Source organism: Corynebacterium sp. HMSC076D02 (assembly GCF_001813815.1).
GTDB lineage: Bacteria > Actinomycetota > Actinomycetes > Mycobacteriales > Mycobacteriaceae > Corynebacterium > Corynebacterium simulans.
In genome coordinates this window covers 347,042-363,616 of record NZ_KV814065.1, presented here as the reverse complement: position 1 = coordinate 363,616, position 16,575 = coordinate 347,042, and the positions used below count along the sequence as shown (strand labels likewise).

Annotated in this window: 16 protein-coding genes; 7 read left to right on the top strand and 9 right to left on the bottom strand. The window is 58.3% G+C overall.

Annotated features, from left to right (window positions below; translation table 11 throughout):
• The first annotated feature begins 99 nt into the window (after positions 1-99).
• The 3 genes from HMPREF2935_RS09580 (at position 100) to HMPREF2935_RS09570 (ending at position 3,890) form a co-directional block, all read left to right on the top strand.
• Positions 100-672 (top strand): PH domain-containing protein, encoded by a 573-nt coding sequence (locus HMPREF2935_RS09580; protein WP_062041035.1) that lies wholly within the window; start codon positions 100-102, stop codon positions 670-672.
• 16 nt (positions 673-688) lie between these two features.
• Positions 689-2,542 (top strand): dihydroxy-acid dehydratase, encoded by a 1,854-nt coding sequence (gene ilvD / locus HMPREF2935_RS09575; protein ID WP_070732943.1) that lies wholly within the window; start codon positions 689-691, stop codon positions 2,540-2,542.
• A 79-nt stretch (positions 2,543-2,621) separates the two neighbouring features.
• Complete coding sequence (locus tag HMPREF2935_RS09570) at positions 2,622-3,890, top strand: glycosyltransferase family 87 protein (protein WP_062035221.1); 1,269 nt, start codon at positions 2,622-2,624, stop codon at positions 3,888-3,890.
• On the opposite strand, the gene HMPREF2935_RS09565 is transcribed toward HMPREF2935_RS09570, so the two are convergent.
• The 3 genes from HMPREF2935_RS09565 to HMPREF2935_RS09555 form a co-directional block, all read right to left on the bottom strand.
• Positions 3,845-4,165: a transcriptional regulator gene (locus HMPREF2935_RS09565; protein ID WP_062035223.1), complete on the bottom strand. Its 321-nt coding sequence runs from the start codon at positions 4,163-4,165 to the stop codon at positions 3,845-3,847. The genes HMPREF2935_RS09570 and HMPREF2935_RS09565 overlap by 46 nt on opposite strands.
• On the bottom strand, positions 4,158-4,613 hold the full coding sequence (locus HMPREF2935_RS09560) for a hypothetical protein (RefSeq protein WP_062035225.1): 456 nt from the start codon (positions 4,611-4,613) through the stop codon (positions 4,158-4,160). Before HMPREF2935_RS09560 ends, HMPREF2935_RS09565 begins: the two co-directional genes overlap by 8 nt.
• Positions 4,614-4,710: 97 nt before the next feature.
• Positions 4,711-5,664 (bottom strand): DoxX family protein, encoded by a 954-nt coding sequence (locus HMPREF2935_RS09555; protein WP_062041052.1) that lies wholly within the window; start codon positions 5,662-5,664, stop codon positions 4,711-4,713.
• A 176-nt stretch (positions 5,665-5,840) separates the two neighbouring features.
• Between HMPREF2935_RS09555 and HMPREF2935_RS09550 the strand changes: the two genes are divergently transcribed.
• Entirely contained in the window at positions 5,841-6,932 is a 1,092-nt protein-coding gene (locus tag HMPREF2935_RS09550; protein ID WP_070732941.1) for a glutathione S-transferase family protein, read from the top strand.
• On the opposite strand, the gene HMPREF2935_RS09545 is transcribed toward HMPREF2935_RS09550, so the two are convergent.
• On the bottom strand, positions 6,886-7,770 hold the full coding sequence (locus tag HMPREF2935_RS09545) for a LysR family transcriptional regulator ArgP (protein ID WP_061922099.1): 885 nt from the start codon (positions 7,768-7,770) through the stop codon (positions 6,886-6,888). The two genes, HMPREF2935_RS09550 and HMPREF2935_RS09545, sit on opposite strands and share 47 nt — an antisense overlap.
• A 70-nt stretch (positions 7,771-7,840) precedes the next feature.
• Between HMPREF2935_RS09545 and HMPREF2935_RS09540 the strand changes: the two genes are divergently transcribed.
• Entirely contained in the window at positions 7,841-8,506 is a 666-nt protein-coding gene (locus HMPREF2935_RS09540) for a LysE/ArgO family amino acid transporter (protein WP_070456143.1), read from the top strand.
• 9 nt (positions 8,507-8,515) lie between these two features.
• Here the strand turns inward: HMPREF2935_RS09540 and HMPREF2935_RS09535 are convergent, their stop codons facing one another.
• The 3 genes from HMPREF2935_RS09535 to gatB all read right to left on the bottom strand — a co-directional run bounded on the left by HMPREF2935_RS09535 (position 8,516) and on the right by gatB (position 12,754).
• Complete coding sequence (locus HMPREF2935_RS09535; protein WP_070732939.1) at positions 8,516-9,964, bottom strand: YkvI family membrane protein; 1,449 nt, start codon at positions 9,962-9,964, stop codon at positions 8,516-8,518.
• Positions 9,965-10,130: 166 nt separating this feature from the next.
• Positions 10,131-11,183, bottom strand: a complete 1,053-nt coding sequence (locus tag HMPREF2935_RS09530; protein WP_070456147.1) for an NAD(P)-dependent alcohol dehydrogenase — start codon at positions 11,181-11,183, stop codon at positions 10,131-10,133.
• Positions 11,184-11,245: 62 nt separating this feature from the next.
• Positions 11,246-12,754, bottom strand: a complete 1,509-nt coding sequence (gene gatB / locus HMPREF2935_RS09525) for an Asp-tRNA(Asn)/Glu-tRNA(Gln) amidotransferase subunit GatB (protein ID WP_061922090.1) — start codon at positions 12,752-12,754, stop codon at positions 11,246-11,248.
• A gap of 144 nt (positions 12,755-12,898) precedes the next feature.
• Here gatB and HMPREF2935_RS09520 point away from each other — a divergent pair, with 144 nt between their 5' ends.
• Positions 12,899-13,708 carry a DUF4261 domain-containing protein gene (locus tag HMPREF2935_RS09520; RefSeq protein ID WP_061922088.1) on the top strand — a complete coding sequence of 270 codons (810 nt, stop codon included), beginning with the start codon at positions 12,899-12,901 and terminating at the stop codon, positions 13,706-13,708.
• Between the two features lie 56 nt (positions 13,709-13,764).
• Here the strand turns inward: HMPREF2935_RS09520 and HMPREF2935_RS09515 are convergent, their stop codons facing one another.
• The gene (locus HMPREF2935_RS09515; RefSeq protein ID WP_061922085.1) at positions 13,765-14,796 is read right to left on the bottom strand and encodes an ATP-dependent 6-phosphofructokinase; all 1,032 of its coding nucleotides are present in this window, start codon (positions 14,794-14,796) and stop codon (positions 13,765-13,767) included.
• Between the two features lie 10 nt (positions 14,797-14,806).
• Entirely contained in the window at positions 14,807-16,195 is a 1,389-nt protein-coding gene (locus HMPREF2935_RS09510) for a DHA2 family efflux MFS transporter permease subunit (protein ID WP_070732936.1), read from the bottom strand.
• 49 nt (positions 16,196-16,244) lie between these two features.
• On the opposite strand from HMPREF2935_RS09510, the gene HMPREF2935_RS09505 reads away from it, so the two are divergent.
• Positions 16,245-16,568, top strand: a complete 324-nt coding sequence (locus tag HMPREF2935_RS09505) for a hypothetical protein (protein ID WP_062038997.1) — start codon at positions 16,245-16,247, stop codon at positions 16,566-16,568.
• Positions 16,569-16,575: the final 7 nt, after the last annotated feature.

Genomic DNA, 16,575 nt, shown 5'->3' with positions numbered 1-16,575 from the left:
GCAAATACCCCCATTTTTGGGATGTGCATCCCATGAAATGGGATTGTTCTGGTGAGGCGGTTTACACAGCACTATCCATGTGAATTAGCATAGGCAGCTATGACGCCATCTCACCCACGGAAAGCTGACTCCGCATCTACTGCGGACGCCCAGGCCACCCACGCCCAGGCAAAGGTATTCACACCCGCCCGCGACCACATCTTAGGAATTATCTTCCTCTCCGCCATCGCTTTGCTCAGCATCGGTTGGGCCCCAAAATACCTGGGATGGCTGCTCATCATCCCCATCCTCGGAATCTGGTGGGTTCTCAAGTCTCGCACCCGCGTGAGCGAAAAAGGCATCGCCATTAGCTACGCGTTCAAAGGCTCCAAGACCATCCCTTGGGAAGAGTTCTCTGGTATCGGCTTCCAGCGTGCACGCGCCTTTGCGCGCACGAAGTCGGGCAAGCAGTACTCCCTTCCCGGCATCACCTTCAATTCTCTACCCGAGCTTTCTAAGGCCTCGCGTGGCCGCATTCCCGACGCCCTGACTGCCGGGCGCGAGGCGGCCGACGAGAAAGTCGTGGTGGTCCACCGCGACGGCCAACAAGTCTTGATGAGCAAAGAAGAGTACGCCCGCCATCTAGCAAAGCACCCGGAGCTCAAGAAAGACGCTGGTCACACTAAGAAGTAAGGATGACCCACTCCCCATGTATCCGCTGCGCTCTAAAGTTACAACCGTAGGCAGGCAAGCCTCTGGCGCCAGAGCACTCTGGCGCGCTACCGGCACCCAAGAACATGAGTTCGGCAAACCCATCGTGGCGATCGCAAACTCCTATACACAATTTGTGCCCGGACACGTTCACCTTAAAAACGTCGGCGACATCGTAGCGGATGCAATCCGCGCCGCTGGTGGCGTGCCCAAGGAATTCAACACCATCGCGGTCGATGACGGCATCGCCATGGGCCACGGAGGCATGCTCTACTCCCTGCCTTCGCGCGAGATCATCTCCGATTCCATCGAGTACATGGTAAACGCGCATACTGCCGACGCCTTGGTATGCATCTCCAATTGCGACAAAATCACCCCGGGCATGCTCAATGCCGCGCTTCGCCTCAATATCCCCACCATCTTCGTCTCCGGTGGCCCCATGGAGGCAGGCAAAGCAGTCGTCGTCGACGGCATTGCGCACGCGCCGACGGATCTCATCACCGCCATCACCGCCTCGGCATCCGAGGCAGTTTCAGACTCCGACCTACGCACCATCGAGGAATCCGCATGCCCGACGTGCGGCTCATGCTCTGGCATGTTCACCGCCAACTCGATGAATTGCCTTACCGAAGCTTTAGGTCTGGCACTGCCCGGAAACGGGACCACTCTGGCAACCCACACCGCGCGCAAGGAGCTTTTCACAAAGGCAGGCACCACCATCGTCGACATGTGTCGCCGTTACTACGGCGAAGAGGACGATTCCGTGCTGCCGCGCGCCATCGCAACGAAGGAAGCCTTTAGCAACGCCATGGCACTGGACATGGCGATGGGTGGGTCCACCAACACCGTCCTCCACACCTTGGCCGCAGCACAGGAGGGCGAGGTGGACTTCACTTTGGAGGACATCAACGAGATCTCCTACCGCGTACCGTGCCTGTCCAAGGTCGCGCCTAACGGCACCTACCACATCGAGGACGTCCACCGTGCCGGCGGCATCCCCGCCATCCTTGGTGAGCTGCGTCGCGCTGGCCACCTCAACCTGAAGGTGCACACCGCGCTCTACGACAACGCTGAACAGTGGCTCGACGACTGGGACATCCGTAACGACAAGGCTCTAGACAAGGCGCGCGAGCTCTTCTACGCCGCACCGGGTGGCGTGCGCACCACCGAACCTTTCTCCCAATCCAACCGCTGGGAGTCGCTGGATACCGACCAAGCCAATGGCTGCATCCATGATGCAGAGCACGCTTACTCCTCCGACGGCGGCCTCGTGGTCCTGCGCGGCAACCTCGCTCCGAATGGCGCCATCGTCAAGGCAGCGGGTGTCGAGGAAGAACTGTGGAAGTTCAGCGGCCCGGCCCGCGTGGTGGAGTCTCAAGAAGAAGCCGTCTCCATCATCCTGCGCCGCGAGATCAAGGCTGGCGATGTCATCGTCATCCGCTACGAAGGCCCCTCCGGTGGCCCCGGCATGCAGGAGATGCTGCACCCGACGTCCTTCCTCAAGGGCTCGGGTCTCGGCAAGGCATGCGCGCTGATTACCGACGGTCGTTTTTCTGGCGGCACCTCCGGACTCTCCATCGGACACATCTCCCCGGAGGCCGCACACGGTGGACTCATCGGCTTGGTCGAAGATGGCGATCAGATTTCCATCGACATCCACGCGCGCAAGCTCACCCTGGACATTGATGAGGCAGAAATTGAGCGCCGTCGCCAAGCGCAGCTGTCCCGCGAAAAACCCTGGACGCCCGTCTCCCGCAATCGCCCCGTGACCAAGGCACTGCGTGCCTACGCGGCGATGGCCACCTCGGCCGACCGCGGCGCGGTCCGCGTGGTCGATGGACACGTGAATTAGCCCAAATCATCACACTAACTTCGCCCATGCGCCACGTCCTACGCAGCGCATGGGCGAAAGTGTCCTATTGTTGATTCCGATGAAATCCGCGAATACTACGACTGCATCGGCGGCCAAATGGGCGCTGACCCTCTTCGGACTAATTGCCGGAACCATTGGAATGGTCAAGCACACGCGTATGACCGATTTCCCCATCGACATGGTGATCTACCGCGAAGGCGTCAAGGCATACATCGAGGGACGTTCGCTCTACTCCGAGCCAATGATGGCCGGTGACATTGCGCTGCCTTTTATCTACCCACCTTTCGGCGCGCTCGCGATGGTACCGCTTACTGCGCCCGACTGGATCACCCACGATCTAGCCGGCGACATCATGAACGTCCTGTCAGACCTGCTGCTTCTGGTCTGCCTCTATTTTGTATTCCGCGCGATTTTAAAGCGTCAAGACCTGTTGCTGCCCGTCGTTGCGCTGTGTTGGGCGGCTGCCCTGGCCTTTGAGCCGATTCGCCTCAACAATGGCTTTGCCCAGGTCAACATCGTGGTGATGGCATTGGTCGTCCTCGATCTGGTGCCCCGCAAGCGTTTTCTGCCGCAGGGCATCCTCATCGGCTTGGCTGCCGCCATCAAGATTACTCCGCTGGCGATGCTCCTTTATTTCTTGCTGCGCAAAGAACTGAAGCCGATCTTCGTTGCGATCGGCACAGCAACCGCGGCCACCCTCATCGCCGGCGCAGTGCGCTGGCAGGCCTTCGAGGAGTTTTTCACCTCTAAGCTGCTCGACATGGGCTCCGGCGCGGATTTCGGCGTGGCCACGGATTATCAGTCCAATAGCTCGCTCAAGGCGGTGGTCCAGCGCCTTTATACCTCCACGGAGGCAATGGAAAACAACAGCACCCTGATCAACCTCATCTGGTTGGTCGGCTCCCTCGCGGTGGTTGTGATTGGCGCACGCCTTATCCTGGCTCTTTTGAAACGCAACATGCTTGTCGACGCCCAGTTGGTCACCGCCCTCGTCATGCTGCTGATTTCCCCCGTCTCGTGGTCACACCACTGGATCTGGCTGGCACTTATCATCCCGGTCTTTACCTACCGCGCATGGACTTGGCGCAACCACACTTGGGTTGCGGGCTTTCTCCTCGCGGTAATGACGGCGTGGATCGCCATGGTTGTGTCCGTCCCGCCGAAGTGGTGGTTCGGCGATTCCATCGACGTTCACAGCCAGCCCTATTATCAGAAGTTCTTGGTCGACGACTTCGTCTGGCTCACCTTCATCGCAGTAGCGCTCTTTGCCTACTGCCTGCGCTACGTTGCGGCCTCGCCTGCCATCTCGCGCAGAGCCTCCAAATGATTTGCAAAGGCCTCGCGGCCTTCGGCAGTCAGCATCACCCACACGGTGTCCTTCGACCGCGAGGAACCATATTCCCTAAAGCGGCTGACCAACCCTGCCTCCTCTAGCGTATTCAACTGCTTGGACAGCGTGGCGTCGGAAAGCCCCGTCTCATCACGCAGCGAGGAAAAGCGCATCTCCATGCGCATCGTGGCATCCGCCGCGCCATAAGCATTGAGCGTGGCGCAAATCTTAAAGCGGTTAATCGGGTGAATAACGGGGTTAAGCTCAGGCATTGCCCACTGCTCGCTTCTGCAGATCAAGCGCACCGCTTTGCAGTGCCCAAAAAGCTCCGCACGCCCAGGCCGCGGCCACAACGACCACCGCAACGACATTGCCCTTAATAAACGGGTTGAAAAGAATCGGGCTTAGCATAATGAACACGCCCAACCAATAGCGCTTATCCGCCTTGGGCTGGTTAAAGGGATCTTGGCGCAGAGCGGGGCGCGTCTTCTTTTTACGCTCCACAACAATCGCAATGGCGCATATTACAACCAAAAAGACCACCAAAAAAGCTGTCGAGGGTGCTCCTTTGGGGAGAAGATTCATCGCGACGATCGAACCGGCTCCAAAAATCGCAATCAGAAAATAGAGAAAAGTTTGTTTGCGGCTCGCCCGCTCGTTTATCTGCGCTTCGAAGTTCAATGCTTCGAGCACATCATCCGAGGTCTGTTTGTTTTCCATATAAGAAACTATGACACTTTCCACTATGGAAATCAAGGGGATCTAAAAAATCCGCCAGCCCAATGCGAGCCAGCGGATTCCTAAACTAAAGAGCGATTTAGGCCAGTGGATTAACAGCGGCGCCGAACCACCACAGCGCTACCAGCACGGCGATACCGATGACCACGAAGATCCACGAGGTAGCCAGTGGGCGACGCGCCCAAGAACGCTTTGCATCGAAGGAGATAAAGCCCGGGCCGGTAAACTGCAGTGCCACCGCAATAACGAACAGCACCAGCGACAACCAGACGGAATCCGGCCAGTTGAAGATATCCAGGCCAGCGCCGGAGGCAGCCAGCTCGTGCAGTGCCATAAAGCCGGTAACAACGAGGCCAATCATTGCCGCGAAAGGAGTCACTAGTCCGAGCAGCAAGAAGGCGCCAGCGATAAGCTGCATCGTCGGAACCGCGATAGCCAGCGGGGATGCGAAAGCGTAATCAGCAAAGTCCGTTTCCAGACCGGAAAGCCCCTCGCCACCACCGAGCTTGAAGAAGGTGGTTGCACCGGCGATAAGCAGGTAAGCGCTCAGCGCGATACGCACGAAGAGCAGACCAAAGTCAATGGTTCCGCGGCGCCCATACTCGCGGTAGCCATCACGGCGCACCTGCTCATCTTCGTTGGTCTCGACCGCAGCCTCACCGACCGCTTCTTCATCCTCATCGAGATCAGCCGCGCTAGCCGGCATCGCAGTGGTAGCAAAGTCCTCGTCATCGTAGGCAGGCGCCGGCATCTCTTCTGCCTTCTCCACCTTCTCCGTCTTTGGCTCCTCCGCACGCAGCGTCTCAAACTGCCGGGTTTCAGTAGCCTCTTCCTCAGCCTCTTCCTCCCCAAGGGGCGCCTCTGGCTCAGTCTGCGCGTTCGGCTTAATTTCCTGCGGCTCGGCGCGGCCGGCACGCTTAAACAAGCGGGACCGGGTGGGCTTTTCTTCAGCTTTCGCGTCGGCGTTATAGGTCGGGATATCGAGATCGTCGTCGAAGCTCGTTGCTTTATCGGGTACGTTCTTATCGCTCATACTTCAAACTTAGGGCAGCACCCAGCGCAAATGTTGCACATCACACGGCGCGGCGCGGGCTAGCCATAGATTTTTATTGCCGTCTTGGCCACTTCCATTTAAAGGATGTACCATCGAGAAATAAACTTTGTTGACACGTATACAAAACTACGCAGACCACTGGAGGGCCACCCGAAATGAGCACCAATTCAAACCCCGACTGGGCCGGCGACGCTAAAAATGCCTCACCCGACGGCGAATTTATCCGCGATACCAACTACATCGAAGACAGGATCTCCGGCCGGGTTAGCGAGGTGACCGCCCAAGATAACGGCACCTTCCACTGGCCACTAGAGTCCGGACGATACCGCCTGATTGCCGCTCGCGCCTGCCCATGGGCACACCGCGCCGTCATTACCCGTCGCCTCATGGGGCTCGAGGATGCCATCTCCCTAGGCCTGGCCGGCCCCACCCATGACATCCGCTCCTGGACCTTCGACCTTGATCCGGGCGAAGTAGATCCGGTCCTCGGCATCGCGCGCCTTCAGGAGGCATACTTCAACCGCTACCCCGACTACCCACGTGGAATCACGGTCCCTGCGCTCGTCGAAGAGTCAACGAAGCGCGTAGTCACCAATGACTATTCTTCCATGGTGCGCGACTTCATCAAGGAGTGGATGCCATTCCAGCGCGCCAGTGCGCCGAATCTTTACCCTGACGAGCACGCTGCCGAAATTGAAGAGCTAAACGACTATATCTTCCACAACATCAACAACGGCGTGTACCGTTGCGGTTTCGCCAGCTCCCAGGATGCCTACGAAAAGGCATACGCAGACCTCTGGGAGGCGCTCGATTGGGTTGAAAAGCGCTTGGGCACCCAGCGTTACATGGTCGGTGACCACATCACCGAGACCGATATCCGCCTTTTCGTCACGCTGATCCGATTTGATCCCGTCTACTACTCCCATTTCAAGTGCTCGCGGGCCAAGATGGCGGAAATGCCCAACATCCGCGGCTACCTGCAGGAGCTCTTCCAGCTTCCGGGCTTCGGTGATACCACCGACTTCACTGAGATCAAGCAGCACTATTTCATGGTCCACACCGAGATCAACCCCACCAAGATTGTCCCGGTTGGCCCCAATATGGACTGGCTCATGCAGCCACATGACCGCGGGCGATTTAGCGGTCAGCCTTTTGCTGCAGGCACCCAGCTTCCAGGACCACTCCCTGCTGGCGAGGAGATTAAGAATCCTGAGCCCTTCCAGCGCCAACTTGCCGCAAAACACTAGAGGCAGCAATCACTGTCTCGGTGAGATGCTCGAGCATCTCTGACTCCAGGCGCCAGCGCTGCCAGTAGAGATCGATGTCCATCGGCTTATCATCCAAGACCTTTAGCTCCCCGGCGTCGATAAGCGGCCGCGCCTGCAGCTCACTGACTAGGCCCCACCCCAAGCCGTAACGCACAGCGTCGAGATAGCCCTCGGAAGAAGGAATCTGTGAGACCCGCGCGCGGATGACATGCGAATCAATAAATCGCTCCCGCATCGCATCGTCCAAAATCTGATCATTGGGGCCATAACCCACCAGCGGCATTGTCTCCCATGACTCAAACCCTTCAGCCAGGTTCGGGGCCGCCACCGCGAAATAACGCAGCGAACCCAAGTAGGTCGACTCGCAGCCGGAGACCGGCGCATGCTCGCGGGTGATCGCACCCAGCACGTCGCCGCGATGCAGCATGGCCAGGCTGCGCGCTTCATCTTCAATGCGGATGCGCAGCGCCACCTCGCCGCGCTTGGCGACGTCGCGCACCACCTGCTTGAACCACGTGGCCAAGGAATCAGAATTGACCGCTACGGTAAGCGGCACGCGAGCTAGCCGGGCCTGCAGACGGGCGTCTGTCTCCGCCTGCAACAACGCCATGCGCCGGGCCGACTGCAGCAAAATCTCCCCCGCCTCGGTTGCCGTAACAGGCGTGGAGCGATGCAGAAGAATACGGCCCGTCTTCTGCTCAAGCGCCTTGATGCGCTGACTAACCGCCGAAGGAGTGATTCCCAACACTGCGGCCGCAACTTCAAAGCTGCCCTCTTCTAAAATCACCAGCAAAGTTTCCAAATGCACCGGGTTCATGAAGCTATTCTAAATCAGCTTTAGAATCATTAACTAGACTTCAGAACACTGCTCAGGCACACTAAATCTCATGTCAATTCTGCTCGCAGGCTTCCTTCTCGGTCTATCTCTGATCATCGCCATTGGCCCCCAAAATGCGTACATCATCAAGATGGGTGTTAAACGCGATCACATTAGCGCCATCATCCTCGCCTGCTTGCTTAGCGACGTCATCCTGATCAATGCCGGTGTCGGCGGCATGGGCGTCCTCGTGGAAAAGTTCCCTACCGGCCTAGTCATCATGAAGTACCTAGGTGCGGCCTACCTGCTTTACTTTGGCTTTAGCTGCTTCCGCGATGCCTTCAAGAAGGAACAAGAGGCACTCGTCGTCGAAAACACTCAGCCCACGGTGCAGCCACAGTCAGTCCACGGCTCTACTGCCGTCATAACCGCGCCCCGCCTTAAGTCACGCACCTGGCTAAAGCCCGTTATGGGAGCGATGGCACTGACCTGGCTCAACCCCCTGACATACGTTGACGTATTGGTCATGCTTGGCGGCATTGCACAGCAATATGGCCAGCAGCGCTGGCTTTTTGCCGCCGGCGCGCTGCTGGCCAGTGCCGTGTGGTTCCCCACCCTGGGCTATGGAGCATTCAAGCTTTCGCCTGTGCTTGCAAAGCCCACCACATGGCGTTATGTGAACTTCGCTATCGGTTGCGTGATGATGGTTCTGACAGCGAAGCTACTTCTTCATTAGCGAGTATTTTTACTTGCTGTTTGGCGTGAAGGGCTTGGCCTCGCCAAATTCGGCAGGAAGCTCCTCGTCCTCTTCTGGGTCACCGGTAGCGCCGGTTTCCTCAATCCACGCCTTGATTTCTTCTTCAGAGCGGTCAGTCTCGACTGCATCGCGCTCGGTGTAGTAGGTCGCTTCGTTGCGGTTTTCTTCCCACTCGCCCTTATCGAAGTCGACCTCCTCGTCACCGTCTAGACTCTCTGCAACTTCGGTCGCCAGATCCTCGTACAGTGTCTCGTCCTCCATGTTGGAGTCAACGATGTGTTGGCCGATTTCGTCATCGTAACGAGCAGCGTCGTATTCCTTATCTGGGTGCAGCTTCAGGTGCATCAGGGCACGGATGCGCTCGCGGCGCATGCCCTCATCCCGGATCTGGCCAAGGGAACGCAGCCACGCAACGGCCAAGATGACCACCAGAATGAAGCCAATGTAACCCAGAACCGGGTAAACGTACTGCATCAGAGTCTTGAAGCCGGCGAAAGAAACCGCAAAGCCTGCCAGGCAGCCCGCCAGGAAGATCGGACGGTAACGGTCTTCATGGCCAGCGGACAGACGCTTGCCCAGCGCGTAGAACATGCCGATAGCGGTATTGAAGATCATCAGGTAGATGATAATTGCCATGATGACGCCCAGTACTGGGTGGATGGAGTCAACCAAGGTCAGCATCGGAATGTCAGAGTCACCGAGCATATCGGTGTTCATCAGCAGCGTAAAGCCTGCGATTCCCATCAGGACCGCATAGAGAGAGCCGCCGACAACGCCGCCCCAGCCTGCTTCGCGCGGGCTGATGTTATCGCCACCGATAACCAGGGACATGGACACCGCGAGAATCAGAGCTAGGCCGTTGTAGTTGAGCGCTGAAACCAACCAGTTGGAGATCGGAGACTCGATCTCAGCAGAAGCTGCGATAGCGGCACCCGGATCAGCGGGCATGTTCATCAACGTGTAGATGCCAACGCCCAAAACCGCGATGATGATGGTTGGCGTGAGCATACCGATGACCTGCGAGACCTTGTTGACGTCGAGCATGCCCACACCCATGACCATGACGAGCATGAGCAGTGAGCCCACCCAAGCCGACCAGCCGAACTGCTGCTCTAGGTTGGAACCTGCGCCTGCCAACATCACGAAGCCGACCGCAAACAAGGTCAAGATAACGGCCACATCGAGGCACTTGGAAACGATTGGGTGGGTGACCTCACGGAATACCTGGTTGTGCTCTGAGGCATGGAAGTAGCTACCCAACTGCAGGAAGACTGTGCCGGCCAGCGTCATTACGATGCCAGCAACGATGATTCCCCACACGCCAGATAGGCCAAAGGACGTGAAGTACTGCACGACTTCCTGGCCGGTTGCAAAGCCGGCACCGACGAGCAGTCCCACGAAGGACAAAGAAATGGACAGAATATTTTTGGTAGACACGTGTGTCTGATTGCCTTACTTATTAGACGATTTAATAAACGATAGCCTCGATCAAGAGTACGCAAGCCTAGCCCGCAAATCACAAACGCCCGAGCGCCAATCCTTTAAAACCTGAAAACTAGGCTCGATAGAAAAGCGCCCGGACCTGTGGAAACCCGAGAAGTATTTAGTTATTAAACGATTCGGTATCAATTACAAATCGGAACTTGACGTCACCTTCGACCACGCGATCGTAAGCTGCGTCAACCTCGTCTACGTCCACCTTCTCGATGACTGCACCCAAACCATGCTCCGCACAGAAGTCGAGCATCTCCTGAGTCTCGGCGATGCCGCCGATATTGTTGCCCGTGAGGACCTTACCGCCGCCAACAATTCGGCTGAGCTTCAGCGACATTGCCTCCGGAGGCAGGCCAACCACGGACATAATGCCGCGTGGCTTCAGCAGCCCAAGGTAGCCCTCAAGATCGTACTGCGCCGAAATCGTGGAGAGGATGAAATCGAACTCACCACGGTGGTTCTTGAAGAAGTCCTCTTCCTCAGAGGTTGCGAGCGTGCGGTGTGCGCCAAGCTTCTTCGCTTCCTCCGCCTTGCGTGAGGTACGGGAGAGCACGGTGACGTCTGCGCCCTTTGCCGCAGCAATCTGGACGCCCATGTGGCCCAGGCCGCCGAGACCGACGATGGCTACTTTATCCCCCTCCTGGACGTTCCAACGCGCTAGGGGTGAGTAGGTGGTGATGCCTGCGCACAGCAGCGGTGCGGCAACGTCGAAGTCGAGTCCGTCTGGAATGCGCAGAACAAAATTCTCGTTAACAACGACCTTTTGCGCGTAGCCACCCTGCGTGATGGTCCCGTCGACGTCTTTAGAGTTATAGGTGCCAACGTTGCCGTTCAAGCAGTTCTGCTCCATAGCGGCCTGGCACTGCTCGCACTCTCCGCAGGAGTTGACGAGGCAGCCGACGCCGACGCGGTCACCAACCTTGAACTGGGTGACGTTCTCGCCCACCGCGGAGACAACTCCGGCGATCTCGTGACCGACGGTCAGCGGGAAATGAGCCTCTCCCCACTCATTACGAATGGTGTGGATATCAGAGTGGCAGATACCCGCGGCCTTGATGTCGATAACTACATCATCCTCGCGCGGGTCGCGGCGCTCGATTTCCACGACCTTGAATGGTGCATCGGGAGAGGTCTTCTGAAGTGCTTTAGTCTTAATTGGCATGAGAACCACCCTACGCCTGTTTTCATTACCGGCGCCTAATGAAAATGGCTCCCAAAACTCAATTAACCCTGCAGTTTCTCCGCAATCAGCTTGTTAACCTGCGCTGGGTCTGCCTTGCCGCGGGTGGCCTTCATGACGGCACCCACGATGGCGCCGGTGACCTTCGTGTTGCCAGCCTTGTACTTCTCCACGATGTCCGGGTTAGCGGCAAGAGCCTCGTCAACAGCAGCTTCAATCGCGCCGTCGTCACGCACAACCTCGAGCCCGCGCTTAGCGACGACCTCGTCAACGTCACCCTCGCCCGCCAAGACGCCGTCGACCGCCTGGCGCGCCAACTTGTTGGTCAGCTTGCCCTCGTTAATCAATGCGATAACGCGCGCGACCTGCTCCGGGCTGATATCGAGAGCGCTAAGCTCCACGCCGGCCTCGTTCGCCTTACCCGCCAGGTAAGAAACCCACCAGGAACGTGCCTCATCCGGCTTCGCGCCAGCTTCAGCGGTAGCGACGATGAGATCAAGCGCGCCAGCATTGACGAGGTCACGCATTTCTTCATCCTTCAAGCCCCACTCTTCCTGGATGCGAGCGCGGCGGATCCATGGCATCTCCGGCAAGGTCTTGCGGATCTCTTCCACCCACTCGCGGGAAACGATAACCGGCGGCAGATCCGGGTCGTTGAAGTAGCGGTAATCCTCAGCGGTCTCCTTTGGACGTCCCTTGGAGGTAGAACCATCCGCCTCCTGGTAGTGGCGGGTCTCCTGGACGATCTCGCCGCCATCGGTGATGACCTGGGCCTGGCGCTGCATTTCGAAGCGCACTGCCTGCTCCACGGACTTCAGGGAGTTAATATTCTTGGTCTCGGTACGGGTACCAAACTCCTCCTGGCCCACCGGGCGCAGGGAGAGGTTGGAGTCAACGCGCATAGAGCCCTGGTCCATGCGAGCATCAGAAACACCGAGGGCTGCAACCAGCTCGCGCAAAGCGGAAACATAAGCCTTGGCAACCTCAGGAGCGCGCTCGCCAGCGCCGATGATCGGCTTAGTAACGATCTCGATGAGCGGGATGCCGGCGCGGTTACAGTCCACCAGGGAGCTCGTCGCACCATGGATACGGCCGGTAGCGCCACCGATGTGAGTCAGCTTGCCGGTGTCTTCCTCCATGTGTGCTCGCTCGATCTCAACGCGCCACTCGGTGCCATCCTCCAGAACGACATCCAGGTAACCGTCGTACGCGATCGGCTCGTCGTACTGAGAGATCTGGTAGTTCTTCGGCTGGTCTGGGTAGAAGTAGTTTTTGCGCGCGAACCGAGAAGACTCAGCGATCTTGCAGTTGAGCGCAAGACCAATCTTGATTGCGCCCTCGACGCCGGCAGAGTTGACTACCGGCAGTGCGCCTGGCAGGCCCAAGGACACTGGGTCGACGTTCGAGTTCGGCGCTGCGTTGAAGTTCGTCGGCGATGTGGAAAACATCTTGGTTTGGGTATTGAGCTCGACGTGAACTTCCATACCCATTACTGGTTCGAACTTCTCTAGGACCTCGTCGTAGTCCATCAGGTCATAAATCGCAGCAGTCATGGGTGCCATCTTAGTATGAAGCCACGAACGCGCATGCATTCCCCTATGATGGCCGATACGGTTACGCGGCGTGCGCCCGAAACCACCGCATAACTAAAGCGAAACTACAGCGAAAGCAAGCCACAAACAGCTAAGGAGCCCTCAATGACCACCGCTTCCCCACAAGGAACCCCACACGCTGTTGACTATGGCCTCGTCACGTCTCTGGCCACCTCCCTCGTGTTCTTCGACAGCGCGCCCGATACCGAAGCGATGAAGTCCATGATTACACAAGCCTTCGGCAAGAACCTCGGACCGCTGGAGAAATCGGAGAAGTCCATGGTCGTAGAAATCAACGACGAGTATGCCCTCGCGTTTACTCCGGCCGCAGCAACTCGAGCAGACCTTGAAGGTGATCCATCCTTCCATCAGCACCCAATTCTGTCCGGCGATCCTGCAGGCTGGGAGGACATCGCGTGCATGGTCCTTATCAACGTCTTCCCCTCTAACGAGCGCCTCGAACTCATCAAGAACACCCGCGAGGCCCGTCTGCACCAGCTGGTCACGTTAGGCCTTGCGACGTCGGCAATTGCCCAGACTCCCGGCGCAATTGCGGTCCTTAACTCCGTGGGCCGCGTGGCCGAGAGCACGGAAAACTACGTTGAAGCTGTGGCCGATAAGCTGCCCGCGCACTACCTCGCGTCCACTTGGGTGGCACAGGACGACAACGGCCTTCAGGCCTACACTTTGGGCATGCCCATGCTCGGCCACCCAGAACTCCAGATCCGCGACTTCCAGGGCAGCCCCGACGAGCTGTACTCCATGCTTGCCAACATTGCTGACTACGCCCAACAAGGCGCGACCTTAAAGGATGGCGACACCATGGCCTTCGCGGAGGGCGAACCCCCGATTCGCATCACTGCGGAGCCGTGGATTGTCGACGCCGACGTGCCCGCCCTTCGCATCCATTTCTAGGCAAAACGAAAAATGTCACCTCACAGGCGAGGTGACATTTTTTATATGCGTCCTATCTAGCCAAACAACGCTTGGGCGTTGGCATAACGCTTCGGCGGAACAACCTTCAGCTTGCCCACGGCTTCTTCCAGCGGAACCAGGTCGATGCTCTCGCCATGCAGAGCCACGCACATGCCCGACTTGCCATCGTGAGCGGCGCGAGCGGCATGGACTCCGTAGCGCGTTGCAAGCACACGGTCATAAGCAGTCGGCGTACCGCCACGCTGGATGTGCCCTAGCACCGTGGTACGCACGTCGTAGCCGGTGCGCTTCTTAATCTCGTCACCGATAACCTGGCCAATACCGTTGAAGGTCTGGTGACCGAACTGATCAACTCCGCCCTCTTCAAAGTCCATGGTGCCTTCCTTCGGCAACGCCCCCTCAGCCACACAGATGATTCCGTACTTCTCGCCCATCTGGAAACGGCGTTCCATCGCCTTGGTGATGTCGGCGATATCGAAAGGCACCTCGGGAATGACCGTATAGTGCGCGCCGCCGGCCATGCCCGCGTGCAGTGCAATCCAGCCCACGTGACGGCCCATGACCTCCACGATGAGGATGCGGTCATGCGACTCTGCGGTGGTGTGCAGACGGTCAATTGCATCGGTCGCGACGGAAACTGCCGTATCGAAACCGAAGGTGTAGTCGGTGGCGTTAACGTCGTTGTCAATAGTTTTTGGTACACCAATGACCGGAATTCCATTGTCGGACAGCCACTTCGCGCCCTTTAGCGTGCCCTCGCCACCGATGGCAATGAGCGCGTCAACGCCAGCGTCTTCCATATTTGCCTTGATGGTATCCAGACCAGCCTTGAACTTATCGGGGTGCAGACGGCCAGTACCCAGAATGGTTCCGCCACGCAACAGGATGCGATCGATTTCGGCGTCGTCATAAAGATCTCGCCGGCGATCTTCCATCAGGCCTACCCAACCGTCTTCGTAGCCCACGACTGTGGAACCGAATTCGTTGGAAGCGGTGCGAACAACCGCGCGGATAACAGCATTCAGGCCGGGGCAATCGCCGCCGGAGGTAAGTACAGCAAGGCGCATGAGTTCCAACTTACCCGCTCATAATTTCGCTCGCACCGTGCAGGGTGTCCCGAAAGCTTAAGGAAGCCAGCCCACCGACTACAAGCACCGCTATGATGACGAAAAGTGCAGCAGAAATACCCGCCACCTGAAGTGCGGCCGAGACTGCCGCGACGCCGAGGACCGAGCCCACCTGGCGCGAGGTGTTGTACACGCCCGAAGCAGCCCCCATTAGATCCGGCGGTACGTCGCGCATAGTGGTCGCTGCATTCGAGCCCCAGATGAAGGATTGCCCGCAGCCCAGCACAGCAATCGGCGCACACATCCACCACGCGCCGAAATCTAGGTTAATCACCACGAGCGCCGCGCTAAACGACGCCGTCATAATCACGAAACCGGTAATCGCCAACCGCCGCGGGTCCAGGCGATCCGCCAAGATTCCAGCCACCGGTGAAATCAGTAAAGACACCACGGCCATCGGCGCCACGATGACTCCTGCAGTTGCCGCCCCAACCCCCTTGTCTTGCTGCAGCCACAACATGATGGGCAGCATCATCGACGCGGCCATAAACCCCATGGCAACGATTGCGAAGCTGCCCGCGGAGTAATTGCGGTCGTCGAAAAGCCGCAGCGGCACCAAAGCCTCGCTGCCAGCTCGAGATTGCAGCCACACAAAGGCTCCCAGACCTGCGAGTCCTACAGCCAACAGTGCCCAAATCCAGCCATCCCAGCCAGTCTCAGGGCCTTGCTGAATGCCGAACACGAGGGCGCTCAAAGCAATAAAGGACACCGCCACCGAAACGCCGTCGACCTTGCGCGCTGTGGTCTTAAGCGCCGGAACCCACATGGCCGAAAGCACCACTGCCGCAACCACGAAAGGAACGTGCGCCCAAAACACTGCCGGCCAGCCAAAGCCACCAACAAGGAATCCGCCCAGCAAAGGTCCCAAAAGTGAAGCGACCGAACCAATAACTCCCCACACGCCAAGCGCACGTCCCCGCCGCTCGCGGGCAAAGACGCGATTGATGACAGCCATCGACTGCGGCATCTGCAACGAGGCGCCCACACCCTGCACCGCACGGGCGGCAATCAGAGCCGAAATATTGGGCGCTAAAGCACAGGCCAGCGCACCCAAACCGAATACACTCACGCCCAGTTGGAACATTCGCTTTTGCCCGAAGATGTCTCCCAGGCGGCCCGTGCACAGCAATGGAACGACCACGCCCAACAAATAAATAGCCGAGACCCACAGCACCTCGTTGATAGAGGCACCTAGCCCTTTCTGGATGCTGGGCAAAGCAACTGCGATCATTGACTGATCGAGCAATGACACGAAAAAGCCCAGCGACAAGGCGAACATCGCCCGCCACGCCTGCCGCTCTGGTGGCAATCCTTCAGCTTCAAAAGTGGGCACATTCATGACTGCGAAGTCTAGCGACAGCCACGGACACGGGCCTAAACTGGCCGTCATGGCAATGATCGATATCAAGAAACCTCAGCAAGTATCCACCGCCACCACCGTGACCTTTGGCCTCATCGGTGGCTGGCTCAGCGCCAAGGAGACCGGCATTCGCCCGTTGGGCGGCGTCATCCTCGGTGCAGCGGGAATCTGGGCCGGCCGCAGCTGGTTGGAAAAGACCAACCCAGCTACCACCGCTGCCCTGTCCGCTCTCTATGTAGGCGCATTTGGCGCCTCGCACCCGCTGGCCAAGAAGATTGGCGCGTGGCCCGCCGTGCTGAGCGTAACAGCGGCCTCCGCGGGTGCTTCCTACGTCCTCTCAGACGCGAAGTAAAAGCTAG

Bases quoted from the DNA above. Each gene is read 5' to 3' on its own strand.
- HMPREF2935_RS09580 (WP_062041035.1), top strand. From the start codon at position 100: ATGACGCCATCTCACCCACGGAAAGCTGACTCCGCATCTACTGCGGAC.
- ilvD (WP_070732943.1), top strand. From the start codon at position 689: ATGTATCCGCTGCGCTCTAAAGTTACAACCGTAGGCAGGCAAGCCTCT.
- HMPREF2935_RS09570 (WP_062035221.1), top strand. From the start codon at position 2,622: ATGAAATCCGCGAATACTACGACTGCATCGGCGGCCAAATGGGCGCTG.
- HMPREF2935_RS09565 (WP_062035223.1), bottom strand. From the start codon at position 4,165: ATGCCTGAGCTTAACCCCGTTATTCACCCGATTAACCGCTTTAAGATT.
- HMPREF2935_RS09560 (WP_062035225.1), bottom strand. From the start codon at position 4,613: ATGGAAAACAAACAGACCTCGGATGATGTGCTCGAAGCATTGAACTTC.
- HMPREF2935_RS09555 (WP_062041052.1), bottom strand. From the start codon at position 5,664: ATGAGCGATAAGAACGTACCCGATAAAGCAACGAGCTTCGACGACGAT.
- HMPREF2935_RS09550 (WP_070732941.1), top strand. From the start codon at position 5,841: ATGAGCACCAATTCAAACCCCGACTGGGCCGGCGACGCTAAAAATGCC.
- HMPREF2935_RS09545 (WP_061922099.1), bottom strand. From the start codon at position 7,770: ATGAACCCGGTGCATTTGGAAACTTTGCTGGTGATTTTAGAAGAGGGC.
- HMPREF2935_RS09540 (WP_070456143.1), top strand. From the start codon at position 7,841: ATGTCAATTCTGCTCGCAGGCTTCCTTCTCGGTCTATCTCTGATCATC.
- HMPREF2935_RS09530 (WP_070456147.1), bottom strand. From the start codon at position 11,183: ATGCCAATTAAGACTAAAGCACTTCAGAAGACCTCTCCCGATGCACCA.
- gatB (WP_061922090.1), bottom strand. From the start codon at position 12,754: ATGACTGCTGCGATTTATGACCTGATGGACTACGACGAGGTCCTAGAG.
- HMPREF2935_RS09520 (WP_061922088.1), top strand. From the start codon at position 12,899: ATGACCACCGCTTCCCCACAAGGAACCCCACACGCTGTTGACTATGGC.
- HMPREF2935_RS09515 (WP_061922085.1), bottom strand. From the start codon at position 14,796: ATGCGCCTTGCTGTACTTACCTCCGGCGGCGATTGCCCCGGCCTGAAT.
- HMPREF2935_RS09510 (WP_070732936.1), bottom strand. From the start codon at position 16,195: ATGAATGTGCCCACTTTTGAAGCTGAAGGATTGCCACCAGAGCGGCAG.
- HMPREF2935_RS09505 (WP_062038997.1), top strand. From the start codon at position 16,245: ATGGCAATGATCGATATCAAGAAACCTCAGCAAGTATCCACCGCCACC.